This is a genomic window from Priestia sp. BR_2 (assembly GCF_041954005.1).
GTDB classification, from domain to species: Bacteria; Bacillota; Bacilli; order Paenibacillales; family Paenibacillaceae; genus Paenibacillus_AQ; species Paenibacillus_AQ lautus_A.
Map to the genome: position 1 here is coordinate 361,306 of NZ_JAVFHM010000351.1, position 12,331 is coordinate 373,636.

Consider the following 12,331-nt stretch of genomic DNA (forward strand, 5'->3'; position numbering starts at 1 on the left):
CAATTCTGGCGGCAAAACTTTTCTCCAATTCTCTACTCCTACTTTAGTCAGTATCAACTCATTTTGTGTTGAATCATATGGATCAATATCAATTCCAAGGTTACTTTCAAACTTTTTAGATACTGCTCATTATTTACGTCAGTAACATACATGTAATAAACGTCTTCGGTTCGATCTCTGCTAAGATACTGGAACTGAAAAACGAAAATACGATTTATAACACCGAATTCCGAAGGCCTGCCGGGTAAACGGCAGGCTTTAGTTTAATGGAAATTAATTCGCTATAAAAAAGGATCACCTATTATTTTGTCATTTGAAAATTCAATTGAAGAACTCTCTCTAATAGTTGCCCATCCGTGATACTCATACATTTCAATTCATCCGCTCATGGTTTTAAAGGTTTAGTATCGATGATTATCTTTCGGCGTACTGTCGAGTGTCTGAATTCCGTTGTTGATCTTATATTTCACTGGTGTTATATTACATATGTGAAATATTAAAAGACAAGGGGGTTCTTCATGCACCCTATTTCAAACGTCGAATTCATGCTGCTGCAAATGATCGCAGAATGTCGTCAAGCTTCGGGGTACGATATCAAGAAGTTAGTCGATCAACGAGGCTATCGGGAATGGGCCAACATCGGCACGACTTCGATCTACGTAGGACTGAGGAAACTGAGCGATAAAGGATGGATTGCATCCGAGGAATCCGACGAAAAATCCGGCAAGGGACCCATGCCGACCCGGTTTGTCCTCACCGAAGCCGGTATGGTCAAGCTGAAAGATGAAGTCCTTGACAGTCTTTCGTCAGCACGGGAACGCGACAACCGCTTCGATCTCGGTTTGGCCGCATTGCCTCTTATCGGGAACGACATGGCCATAGCTGCCTTGCGGAAGCGGTTGGATTTTCTACGGGAAGCTTCAGAAGGCATAAAGCAAAAATTCGAATCCCAGGGCGGCGTCCATTTGCCGCTGAACGTAAGGGCGCTGTTCTTGCATCCGATTAGCCTAATAGAGAGTGAGCAAGCGTTCGTTGCCAGTCTAATTAACGAATTGTCGAAGGAGACCAGGGAAGATGACCACAATCATTGAAGGTTTTGTTCCTTACCAAGGCGACCATTGCGAAACGACCACCCTGGGCAATTTAATGCAATTTGCGGGAGTCCGGCTATCGGAGCCGATGCTGTTCGGACTCGGACAAGGGCTCGGATTCATTTATTGGGACTCGAAGGGAATGGATTTTCCGTTCATCGGAGGAAGGGTGAAAGTGGATAAGTTGACGGCGAACCTCGCTGACAGGCTGGGGTTGACCGTCAGAGTCCAAGAAACGTCGTCCGTCGACAAAGCGTGGCGGAACGTACGGAGCTGCATCGAACGCGGAATTCCGGTTGGGCTGAAATTGGATTCCTATTACTTGGACTATTTCACGAACAAAGTGCACTTTGCCGGTCACTATGCGGTCCTATACGGCGTGGATGACGAATATGCCTACATGGCAGATACCAGGCAACAGGGCGGACTGGTAAAGACGCGTTTGACAAGCTTGGCCGCAGCCAGAAACGCAAAGGGTGCCATGAGTTCCCGAAACCGCTCTTTTACGCTCGAGCCCATCGACGCCTTACCGCCGCTCGTTCCCGCATTACGCGAATCCTTGACCAAGAATGCGCATGACTATTTGAACCCGCCCATTCGCAATATCGGGAATAAAGGCATTGTAAAAATGAGCAAAGAGATCCTGAAGTGGCCTTCCCGCAGCAACCATTTCGAACAAGATTTATGCCTGACCGCATTGCTGATGGAGCGTGCGGGAACCGGCGGTGCTTTGTTTCGGAATCTGTATCGGGATTACTTGAAGGAATGCGCCGATCGGTTGGAAGACCCGAGAATCGAACAAGCCTACCTTTTGTTTACGGAGATCGCGCCAATGTGGGCCAGTGTCTCCGCAGCGATCGACCGTGCGGGAAGATCAGGTAACACCCAGGAGCTACAGCAGGCGTCCAATCTCTTGCTCGAGATTGCGGATAAAGAACGCGCAGCCATGGAGTTATTGCTCTGAAAGCGATTGGCATGGCGCCGGCTGACAAGCAAATCCGTGGATTTTGCGGAAGCAAGCCGAGAAACGTATAAAACCAGCCCCGCTCATTTCTGTGCGGGGCTGGTCTAGGTGAATTCACTCAGTCTCTTGAATTAATGCACCTGATTGAGCAATCGATAGGCCTCTTCCTTGGTTGTCACCGCCAAGAGCGCTTCCCTGAAATCATCGTCCATCAGCTTGCGGGACAACATTTGCAGCACTTTCAAATGCGCATTCTGTTTACTATTACGCGGCACGGCAATCATAAAGATCAGTTTGGCTTCGCTACCGTCCAGACTCTTCCAGTCGACGCCATCCTGCTGGATGCCAAAGACCACGCTTGGTTTCAGGACAGCATCCGATTTACCGTGAGGAATTGCAATATTCATGCCGATGCCGGTGGAGCTTTCTTGCTCCCGGGCTAATATGGCCTGTTTAAAATCTCCGTCGGCTCTGATCGCCCCATTCCGCTCCAATACACCGATCATTTCGTCGATCACAGCATCCTGTGTTGTTCCTACCAGATTCAGGTTAATGAGATCCGGTGTCACAATATCCGTCAATTTCTCAACGCGGATAGCAGAAACTTCCGTTGCTGTACCATTATGGATCACGGTTGAATCCACTTCAGCTGAATCCGCGGCCATGGGGGCAGCCGCGTGTACTGTCGACGATTCACCTGCTACGGCAGGATTCTCTATCGCTTCTGCTCCTTCTCCAACAACTGCCGGAGTCACAGCTGCAACATCTTTCTTGAGCAGGCTCACCATGATAACCGATACGGCTGAACCGGCCATGACCGCTATGAAGAACATCAGCACATGATCCACGGCACCGAGCACGGCTACAATAGGACCGCCATGGGCTACGCTGTCACCGACACTGCCCAACATGGCAATCACCGAACCCGTCATGGAACCGACCATGATACTCGGAATGACGCGTAGAGGATCTTGCGCCGCGAATGGAATCGCTCCTTCGGTAATACCGAACAATCCCATCGTAAATGTCGCTTTTCCAGCTTCGCGTTCCGCAGGCGTAAACTTCCTTTTGTTCATCATGGCCGCCAGTCCCATGGCAATCGGAGGAACACAGATGGCAACGGCAATTTGGCCCATAATTTCATAGTTGCCTTCACCGATCATGGCCGAGCCGAACAGGAACGCAACCTTATTCACGGGCCCCCCCATGTCAAAAGAAATCATCGCGCCCAGAATAAGCGCGAGCAGAATCGAACTAGTACCCTGCATTCCCGCGAGCCAGACGGTTAACGCTTCAAACAGATCCGCAACCGGAGCGCCAATCACAAAGACGAAGATTAATCCTACAACCAGCGAAGCCAGTACCGGGATAACGATAATGGGCATAATCGGCTGCAGCGACCGAGGAACCTTGATCCTTTTAATAGCAAGTGCGACATATCCCGCCAGGAAACCGGCAATAATCCCCCCGATGAATCCAGCTCCTGCTTCACTTCCATAAAAGCTGCCGTTCGCAGCAATGAACCCGCCGACCATACCTGGTGCAAGACCCGGCCTGTCCGCAATACTCATGGCGATAAATCCGGCAAGGATCGGAACCATGAAGGTAAACGCAGCCGCGCCGATACTCTCAATCGTTTTCCAGATGGAATCTTCCGGTATCACCAGACCACCCGGCGTTTTCACGCCGCCCATCGTCAGGGCGATTGCGATGAGCAGCCCACCGATCACGATAAACGGCACCATATAGGATACACCGTTCATCAAGTGGCGATAGATCGGATTTTGTTTGGGTTTGTTCTCTCCCGTCATAGCTTCAGCCGACTTGGACTGTGCCTGATAGACGGGCACATCCCCTTCCATCATCCGTTGGATCAGCTCTTCTGGACGACGGATACCATCCTGCACCCCAACGACAAGCAGTTTTTTACCCACAAACCGGTCCTTCACCACCGTCTTATCCGCTGCGATAATAATGCCATCGGCTTCGCGGATATCCTGCTCCGTGAATTGGTTCTCCACGCCGATGGAGCCTTGGGTCTCCACTTTCATCTCAACGCCAAGCTTCGCGCCTGCCTTCTGCAGATTCTCAGCGGCCATATACGTATGTGCAATTCCGTTAGGACATGAAGTAATCGCTAATATTTTCATGTTCGTCATTCTCCTTCGCTGTCATGTTCCCGCTTACATTTATAGTGTACATGCTGAAAACGCTGTTATCGGATGAACTTTTTACCGGAACTTCCGGAAAAACAGGTTTATTTCGCAAACAAATATCCCCACAAAGTGGAGCCTATATGCTTAATCCAAATACTTTACGCGGGACCCCAAAAAAATGTAAAAAGCAGGACGGTATACCGTCCTGCTTCATCATCACAGTTTGAAATAGTGCGTGTTCAAAAAGGTCGATTTTCAGCACCGAGAAGGTTGGATGAAGCTAGGGACGTCAGGAGCGGAGCGTACGTTTTGGGTACGTGAGCACCTGAAATGTTTCCGCAGGAAACATGCTTCGAAAGCATCTGCTTAGGCCCGGCTGAATTCAAGATTCGATGCCGAGCTGCTTCCTGATTCGCTTCGTGTTAGATATAGAATTTATGAGTTATCAGTGGAACTGATGAAATTCTATATCGCAAGAAAACCTACCTATGCATCGCGGTCGCTCATCCTTGAAGTGGCCTCGATAAGAGGTTTTCTTATCAAAAGCTGACTTTTTGAACAACCTCTACTACTAATTTTACCCTTTTAACGTATTCAGCAATCGTATCGCGTCCGTCTCCTTAGACAACGCACGGACCAATGCCGGCTGCTCACTGATCCGTGACAATTCCCTGAACAGCTGCCGCATCTCTTTCCGCTCATCATGCTTGATAGCAAGTAAGAACACAAGCTCTACCTTCTCGGTTCCCCAGGTAATCGGCTGCTTTAAAGTAATAACAACGATGCAGGACTGTGTAACCCGCTCCGAGCTGCCATGAGGGATGGCAATGCCTCCTCCAATCGTCGTAGCAGACATATTCTCACGATCCAGCACACTTTCCGTATATCCTGCCTGGACATATCCTTTGTCCACCAGCATCTGCGCAAACTTGGAGATCAACTGTTCTGGACGCTCGACCTCCTGCTGAGGAAAGATGAGAAAAGGTGTCGTATATTTCAAAAAGACCGATTCCTCAGCCGCCCTGCCGTCCGGCTCATCGAGCCCCCGGATCGCTTGCTCCAGCTTCCGCTCGTCACTGGCCTCGAGCAGAGGGGAAACGAGGATATGAGGTGTTTTTAACTCGGGCAGATCAACGGTCGTAATGACAAGATCCACCTCATGAGCTGCCAGATAATCCTCAACTTCCGCTTTGGACATCGTTGTCTCTACATGCACGGACGGGAATCTTCGTTCCACCTTCGCGAGAAGCAATTGGGACATCCCAACGCCCATATGACACACGATTATGACCTTCTGAGGGTGGCTTTCGTTCTGGTGAAGCCGTTCTACAGACGCCTGAAAATGCAAAGTCAAATACGCGGCCTCCTCTTCTGGAAAGTACAGTTGGAGCGCTCCCCCTACCTCCTCCAGGGCCATGATGACGCGATCGAACATATAGGGATACATCTTTTTGATCTCGGCCAGCATCGGATTGGACACAGCCAGACCATAATGAAGACGGTTCATGGTCGTGTACAAATGCACTTTCAACCCGTTCAATAATACCGGGTCCTTGGAAAATGGGATCATATTCAGCTCCGACATCCGCCGAATCAGTTGCTCAACCAACTGTGGCAGCAGGGGGTGGCTGTCTGCCAGATCGCCCCGCCGGGCACTTCCATCCTCCTGCGTGTATCGGAACTTCCCGCCAAGCAGGTGCAGGGTTAGATAAGCGGTTTCTTCCTTGGAAAAAGGGACGGCGAACAATTTTTGCAGCTGCTTCAAAAAGTCTATCGCCCATGCAAATTCCGCTTTATTCTCCAAAAACGCTATGTCCTGCGCAGAGAGCGAAATCGGCTGTCCCAACTTGGTCCGTTTGACCATAAGCAATATATGCAGCATCAAGCTTTCAAAGGCTTCATCGGTGAAGCGGAGCTGGTGCCGCTTTTGCAACGCCTTCAACTCATTGTATACGGCTGCGATCTCGTGCGGTTCATACTGGTTACGCATCATCTGTCCCGTCAATTCCGGACGGTTGATCAATTGGTTCAACCGCGCCAGCGCCATCCGTTTGTTCTTCTCCGAGCCCTCAATCATGAAGCCTACTCGCTGCTTCGTCATTAAGCTCAGATCAAAGCTCCGCAGCCAGCCCTCAATCTTTTCCATATCCCGACGGATAATCGCCTTGTTCACGTAAAACGGTGAAGCCAGGTTCTGCAGGGTTACGGGCTTCGCGTTCATCAAGAGCCGATATGCCAGGTGCAGCACCCTTTCCTCATCGGATTCATCCTCGGCGGTACTCTCGTTGGAATACAAGCGGCGGAATAAATCAGCCAGATCCGCTTCCCCGATCTCCAGATAGACGCCAAGTCCCGGCCTTTTCACCAGATGGCCGCTGGAGTGCTTAGCTATATATTCTTCAATCACCTTCAGATCGTTTCGGATCGTCTTCTCCGAGCACTCGGTCTGATCCGCCAGATCCTGAACGAGCCACAGCCGGTTCGGTTCCATTAACAAATTGCGAAAAATCTCTTTTTGCCTATTATTCATTCCGATCCCCTATTCAACTTAATGGGAGTGCTCACTCATCGTAGAGCGGGTGCATTGTCCTACGTATATCATATCCGGGTCTCTATGGCAAACTGATCTGGGAGGTTACACGAGAGTGGATCAAAAGAAATGGCATATTGACGGAAAAGCTGAGCATATACAGTATTCTAAAATCCGACGTAAACAAAACAAGGGTGCCGCAGAAGTCGGCCCCCTTGTTTCATGATCCGATTTTAATCCCTCTTACATCTTAAGAAATTCTTCCGGTCGTACATCGTATCTTACCTATAAAAGCCTCTACAACTTCCCGCGCCGACTCCGCTCCCGTCACGGCGGATATCACCGCGACGCCATCCGCACCCGCTCCAATCACTTCCTCCACGCGCTCCACGGTAATCCCGCCGATCCCAACGATCGGCAGGTGGATTCCAGCTTCGCGAAGCTCATGGAGAATGGCCGGGCCTTGCGCAGTTATGGCATCATCCTTCGAGCGGGTCGGATAGATCGGCCCGATGCCAAGATAGTCGGCGCCGTGGAGAATCGCGCGCCGCGCTTCCTCCACCGTGTGGGCGGAAACGCCGAGAATCCGGTTGCCGATCCGCTCGCGGACGGAAGCCGCGGATTCGTCGTCCTGGCCGACGTGCACGCCGTCGGCGTTCAGCTTCAGTGCCAGCTCCACATCGTCATTGACGATGAAGGGCACGCCCGCTTGGCAACACTGATCCTGAATCCGGCGAGCCAGCCGGATCATCGCCTCCCCGGCGAGTGCTCCTTGCCCCTTCTCACGGAACTGGACCATGGTTGCTCCTCCAGCCAGTGCTTCCTGCAGGACCAAGCTTGGCTCGACGCTGCAGTTCAAGCTGCCGAGCACGAGGTACATCCGCAGATGCCGCCTCATGATCTCGGGGGCCACTCTGCCCGTCATCGCAGCACCTCCTGACGGCGGCGATTGTATGCCCAATGATTGGTCGGCCCCTGCCCCTGCCCCAGGTTTAAGCCGTCCTCAATGGCGGCTTGAATGAATAAGCGCCCGCTCTGAATCGCATCGAGTGCGCTCAAGCCTTGGGCCAGGCCTGCGGTAATGGCCGCAGAGAAGGTACAGCCGGTCCCATGTGTATGAACGGTATCAATTCGTTTGCCATATAAATCTGTGAAGGCCGTACCATCATAAACGATGTCGATGACCGGAAGACTTTCCGGATAACCGTCATCGTTGGAAAAGAGCGGGCGGCCCCCCCTATACTCCCCAGCAGGCATGGCAATTCTCGTTAGACCGTGCGTCCTTTCGGATTGAGGCAACTCTTCCTGCTGCATACCCGCCGATATAGCCGGTCCCCTGTCTCTTTCGTGATCCGTACCTTCATCGCTTCCAAGGATTCCCTCGTCATGACCGCCTTTGATCACTACGATCCTGGGCCCAAGAGCATGAATACGTCTCGCCGCTTCTTTGCGATCGTTCATCGTGCGGATTCGCATCCCCGCCAATACTTCGGCCTCCGGTATATTGGGGGTGACAATCAACGCCAGCGGCAGCAAATCTTCTCTTAAAGCCTCCACCGCTTCGCTTTGCAGCAGCTCCGCTCCGCCCTTGGCGATCATCACGGGATCGACAACGACCTTCCCCCAGCCGAATGCCCGAATCCGGTCAGCAACCAGCCGAATGATCTCGGCGTTGAACAGCATGCCCGTCTTCAATGCATCTATCCCGAGGTCCGAGCCAACCGCTTCAATCTGCTCCGCAGTTGCTTCGGGCGGCAGCGGATAAACGCCGGGAACCTCCAAGGTATTCTGTACCGTGATCGCGGTAATCGCCGACATGCCGTACACGCCGAGTTCCTGGAAGGTTTTCAGATCGGCCTGAATGCCGGCGCCGCCACCGCTGTCAGACCCAGCAATCGTCAGGGCACGGGGTATGCGAGCCTCGCTCATCGCGTGCCTCCGGCAGCCGCCGCTCCCGCTTCCAGCACAGCGGCATACCCTTCCAGCGATCCTGGATGAAGCTTCGCCAGCTCGTCCAGGAAAGTTATCTGGAAGCTTCCCGGTCCCAGATCTGCCGTTCGCTCAGCAGCTTTCGCCGCCGCGGCCCCATAGAAGGCCAGACCCGCCGTACCTGCAAGCAGCAGGTTTGCTTCCACCGCGGCAAAGGCACCCAGCACCGAGGTCAGCAGGCAGCCTGCGCCGGTCACCTTCGTAAGCAGAGCATCCCCTCCGGTAATGATGCGCACTTCCGTTCCATCGGTAATCACGTCCTCTTCACCGGTAATGGCCACGATCGTGCCTAACTCGCGCGCCGCCCGCACGGCCAGCTCGGCATGATTGCTGCCTGCGCTATTGCCTGCGTCTACGCCCTTGATCTCGCGGATCTCCCCGATAAGGTGAGCGACTTCAGCCGCATTTCCGCGCACGAGCGAAACCTTCACCTCGCTTAGGATCCGCAGCGCCGACTCCGTCCGAAAACGGGTCGCTCCCGCGCCGACCGGGTCCAGCAGCACCGGCACGCCATGGGCATTCGCCGATTGCCCGGCGATAATCATCGCATCCACCAGCTCGCGGTTCAGCGTACCGATGTTCAATACGAGCGCGCCCGCGATGGCGGCCATATCCGCCACTTCCTCCGGCGCGTAGGCCATCACGGGCGACGCGCCCAGCGCGTACAAGCCGTTAGCCGTAAAATTCGTAACCACCACGTTCGTCATATTGTGAACGAGGGGGCTCGTCTGCTGTACCTTCGTCAAAAGCGCCGAAACCTCTTTTTCCCATGAATGCATTTATATCAGCCTCTCTTCGCTATAATGGAATTCCATGTGCTTGTGATCATTGCTCTTACAGCACCGCAGCCTCCAGCTGCACCGGCCACTCCTCCTGCTTATAAGCCATGTCCCAGAACAGATACTCCAGCTGGCAGCTCAGCATGAAATGCTCCCTCATCCGTTCCCGCTCGGCTGCCGTCGCACGCTCCGCCCATGCATCAATACGGTCGCGGAATTTGGCTGTCGCGTCTTCCCCCCGGTTTCCGTAGAAAGAAATCCAGTCGTAAAACGGATGGGAGGCATCCGGCTTCACCTCATTCAACAGCTTGCGGCCAATCTCCAGGTACGTCCATGGGCACGGCAGCAGCACGGCCATAATCTCCCCCAAACTACCCTCGTGCGCCACCGTCAGCATATGACGGATGTAATGATGCGCGGACGGAGCCAGCGGATACCCTTGAAGCTCCTCATAGGTCACCCCGGCGGCTGCGCAAAAATTCTGATGCGGGTGCACCTCGCTGTGCAGGATGAATGAAATCTGTTCGTTAAAGGCCGCAATCTCTTCCCGGCTGGTCGATTTGGAAATGGCTATTCCGTATATCCGCATGTAGGCATTCAAATACTCAAAATCCTGCTTCACATAGTGAATCAACTGCTCCCGCTCCAGATTCCCCTCGGCAATGCCTTTTACGAAGGGATGATCGAAGATTGCTTGAAAAATGCCTCCCGCCTGCTGACGGAGCTCTTGCGTGAAACTCATGTTTGTCCCCACCTCCAACATATTGAAGAGCAGGAAGTCCGTAAGACACGACTTTTCAGAAAACGAAAAAAGCCGCCCCGAAAACTGGAGCGGCTTCGTCAACAAGCCCGGGTGCGCCAAAAAAACGCACCGAGACCTCATATTCGAAGGCTCCACTTTCCTACGCTAGTACGAACTAGATCAGGTTCAAAGGGTCCAAGATACGCTCTTGTCTCAGCCGCCAACGGCTCCCCTAGTGGACTTCCTATTCTTTTGTCTAATACTGTACATAGGTTTGGGGGTGGTGTCAAACGTTAACAGTTTGTGGACGGAACCTCAAGCTCGAGCCTTCCTCCGACCGCGTGATTGTGACGATGTACGGTGGCGGCTGTCTTTTCGCAAGATAAAAACGCAGGCTACCCCAAACTCATTCCGGAAACACTGACGCTCGGCTGTCATATATGCCCCCGCATAATGAGTGCATAAGCACAATTCAAATAAATGAAATTTAAAGGAGCGAGTGTATTTATGACGAACCAACCGAAAGCGGTTAAACCCATTCCGGATGGCTACACCTCCGTGACGCCGTGGATCATCTCAAGAAACTCCGCAGCGCTGATCGATTTCCTCAAGCAGGCTTTTCGGGCCGAAGAGTTAGCCCGCGTCTATGTTGGCGATGGTGTCATCGGCCATGCCGAGGTGCGAATCGGGGATGCCGTCGTCATGATGTTTGACGCAAAGCCGGAATGGCCGGATAGCCCGGCATACCTCCGTTTGTATGTTGAGGATTGCGATGACGTGTATCGGCAAGCGCTGGCCGCAGGTGCGGTCTCGGTGACGGAGCCAACGACCTTGTTCTTCGGCGATCGGGTGGGACGGGTACGGGACCCGTTCGGCAACTTATGGTGGGTACAGACACGAATGGAGGACCTCACTCCGGTGGAAATGGAACAGCGTGCCCAAGACCCGGAATACATCCAAGCGATGACCTATGTTGCAGGGGCGGAGATCGTGGTGAAGACGTCGTAAAAAGTTACCGTGAAGCGAGCGTTATTGAACTGGTGTCCGTTAACGAGTACCTTGGTGACTGGCTGGTATTGATGCTATTACTGGTATTGATGCTATTACTGGTCTTGGTGCTATTACGGGTCTTGTGCGACTACTGTTCTTGGTACGACTACGGTATTGATGCTACTACTGGTCTTGGTGCGACTACGGTATTGATGCTACTACTGGTCTTGGTGCGACTACTGGTCTTGGTGCGACCGCTCGAGGACAAACGGACTGAGGATACGTTATTTAGCTGAATAGGCGTGATTTTTGATGGCTAACGGACACCAGATACGTTATTCATAGAATATGATGGCAAAAGGACAGTTTATTGCGGTAATAAGGGATCCTGTGTCCGTTTGATCTGAGAATCGGAGGTTAATCAGGGAAATAAGGGAACTGGTGTCCGTTAACGAGCACCTTGGTGACTGGCTGGTATTGATGCTATTACTGGTCTTGGTGCTATTACTGGTCTTGTGCGACTACTGGTCTTGGTGCGACTACTGGTCTTGGTCTGACCGCCCGAGGACAAGCGGACTGAGGATACGTTATTTAGCTGAATAGGCGTAATTTTTGATGGCTAACGGACACCAGATACGTTATTCATAGAATATGATGGCAAAAGGACCGTTTATTGCGGTAATAAGGGATCCTGTGTCCGTTTGATCTGAGAATCGGAGGTTATTCAGGGGCATAAGGGAACTGGTGTCCGTTAACATGCCCCTTGGTGACTGGCAGGTATTGATGCTATTACTGGTCTTGGTGCTATTACTGGTCTTGTGCGACTACTGGTCTTGGTGCGACTCCTGGTCTTGGTCTGACCGCCCGAGGACAAGCGGACTGAGGATACGTTATTTAGCTGAATAGGCGTAGTTTTTGATGGCTAACGGACACCAGATCCGTTATTCATCGAATATGATGGCAAATAGACCGTTTATTGCGGTAATAAGTGATCCGTTTTCCGTTTGCTCTTAAAATCGTGGGTTCATCTGGCCAATCAGTGCACATGAGTCCGTCACACGGTCGTTGTCGTTCGTGTAGCTAGATTTTT

The 12,331-nt window shown here is 52.3% G+C and carries 9 protein-coding genes and 1 riboswitch; of the genes, 3 read left to right on the forward strand and 6 right to left on the reverse strand.

Annotated elements, in window-relative coordinates; genetic code table 11:
- Nucleotides 1-518 precede the first annotated feature (518 nt).
- Both RB298_RS33255 and RB298_RS33260 read left to right on the forward strand, forming a co-directional pair.
- A complete protein-coding gene (locus RB298_RS33255; protein WP_452517543.1) occupies nucleotides 519-1,091 on the forward strand; it encodes a PadR family transcriptional regulator in 573 nt (190 codons plus the stop codon).
- Nucleotides 1,075-2,055: a BtrH N-terminal domain-containing protein gene (locus tag RB298_RS33260; protein ID WP_486050567.1), complete on the forward strand. Its 981-nt coding sequence runs from the start codon at nucleotides 1,075-1,077 to the stop codon at nucleotides 2,053-2,055. The genes RB298_RS33255 and RB298_RS33260 overlap by 17 nt, the downstream gene beginning before the upstream one ends.
- A gap of 131 nt (nucleotides 2,056-2,186) precedes the next feature.
- Here RB298_RS33260 and RB298_RS33265 read toward each other — a convergent pair whose 3' ends face one another.
- The 6 genes from RB298_RS33265 to tenA all read right to left on the reverse strand — a co-directional run bounded on the left by RB298_RS33265 (nucleotide 2,187) and on the right by tenA (nucleotide 10,251).
- Nucleotides 2,187-4,205: a fructose-specific PTS transporter subunit EIIC gene (locus RB298_RS33265; protein WP_486050569.1), complete on the reverse strand. Its 2,019-nt coding sequence runs from the start codon at nucleotides 4,203-4,205 to the stop codon at nucleotides 2,187-2,189.
- Nucleotides 4,206-4,788: 583 nt separating this feature from the next.
- Nucleotides 4,789-6,741, reverse strand: a complete 1,953-nt coding sequence (locus RB298_RS33270; RefSeq protein WP_486050570.1) for a BglG family transcription antiterminator — start codon at nucleotides 6,739-6,741, stop codon at nucleotides 4,789-4,791.
- 250 nt (nucleotides 6,742-6,991) lie between these two features.
- On the reverse strand, nucleotides 6,992-7,666 hold the full coding sequence (thiE, locus tag RB298_RS33275; RefSeq protein ID WP_486050572.1) for a thiamine phosphate synthase: 675 nt from the start codon (nucleotides 7,664-7,666) through the stop codon (nucleotides 6,992-6,994).
- Nucleotides 7,663-8,670, reverse strand: a complete 1,008-nt coding sequence (gene thiD, locus RB298_RS33280; RefSeq protein WP_486050574.1) for a bifunctional hydroxymethylpyrimidine kinase/phosphomethylpyrimidine kinase — start codon at nucleotides 8,668-8,670, stop codon at nucleotides 7,663-7,665. Before thiD ends, thiE begins: the two co-directional genes overlap by 4 nt.
- The gene (gene thiM / locus RB298_RS33285; protein ID WP_486050576.1) at nucleotides 8,667-9,509 is read right to left on the reverse strand and encodes a hydroxyethylthiazole kinase; all 843 of its coding nucleotides are present in this window, start codon (nucleotides 9,507-9,509) and stop codon (nucleotides 8,667-8,669) included. Before thiM ends, thiD begins: the two co-directional genes overlap by 4 nt.
- Before the next feature lie 55 nt (nucleotides 9,510-9,564).
- Nucleotides 9,565-10,251 carry a thiaminase II gene (gene tenA, locus RB298_RS33290; RefSeq protein ID WP_486050577.1) on the reverse strand — a complete coding sequence of 229 codons (687 nt, stop codon included), beginning with the start codon at nucleotides 10,249-10,251 and terminating at the stop codon, nucleotides 9,565-9,567.
- A 140-nt stretch (nucleotides 10,252-10,391) separates the two neighbouring features.
- Nucleotides 10,392-10,495, reverse strand: a riboswitch (TPP riboswitch).
- A 263-nt stretch (nucleotides 10,496-10,758) separates the two neighbouring features.
- Here tenA and RB298_RS33295 point away from each other — a divergent pair.
- Nucleotides 10,759-11,259 carry a VOC family protein gene (locus RB298_RS33295; protein ID WP_486050579.1) on the forward strand — a complete coding sequence of 167 codons (501 nt, stop codon included), beginning with the start codon at nucleotides 10,759-10,761 and terminating at the stop codon, nucleotides 11,257-11,259.
- The last annotated feature ends 1,072 nt before the right edge of the window (nucleotides 11,260-12,331 follow it).

What these genes read in the sequence shown, in the direction of transcription:
- RB298_RS33255 (WP_452517543.1), top strand. Translation starts at nt 519, where the DNA reads ATGCACCCTATTTCAAACGTCGAATTCATGCTGCTGCAAATGATCGCA.
- RB298_RS33260 (WP_486050567.1), top strand. Translation starts at nt 1,075, where the DNA reads ATGACCACAATCATTGAAGGTTTTGTTCCTTACCAAGGCGACCATTGC.
- RB298_RS33265 (WP_486050569.1), bottom strand. Translation starts at nt 4,205, where the DNA reads ATGAAAATATTAGCGATTACTTCATGTCCTAACGGAATTGCACATACG.
- RB298_RS33270 (WP_486050570.1), bottom strand. Translation starts at nt 6,741, where the DNA reads ATGAATAATAGGCAAAAAGAGATTTTTCGCAATTTGTTAATGGAACCG.
- thiE (WP_486050572.1), bottom strand. Translation starts at nt 7,666, where the DNA reads ATGACGGGCAGAGTGGCCCCCGAGATCATGAGGCGGCATCTGCGGATG.
- thiD (WP_486050574.1), bottom strand. Translation starts at nt 8,670, where the DNA reads ATGAGCGAGGCTCGCATACCCCGTGCCCTGACGATTGCTGGGTCTGAC.
- thiM (WP_486050576.1), bottom strand. Translation starts at nt 9,509, where the DNA reads ATGCATTCATGGGAAAAAGAGGTTTCGGCGCTTTTGACGAAGGTACAG.
- tenA (WP_486050577.1), bottom strand. Translation starts at nt 10,251, where the DNA reads ATGAGTTTCACGCAAGAGCTCCGTCAGCAGGCGGGAGGCATTTTTCAA.
- RB298_RS33295 (WP_486050579.1), top strand. Translation starts at nt 10,759, where the DNA reads ATGACGAACCAACCGAAAGCGGTTAAACCCATTCCGGATGGCTACACC.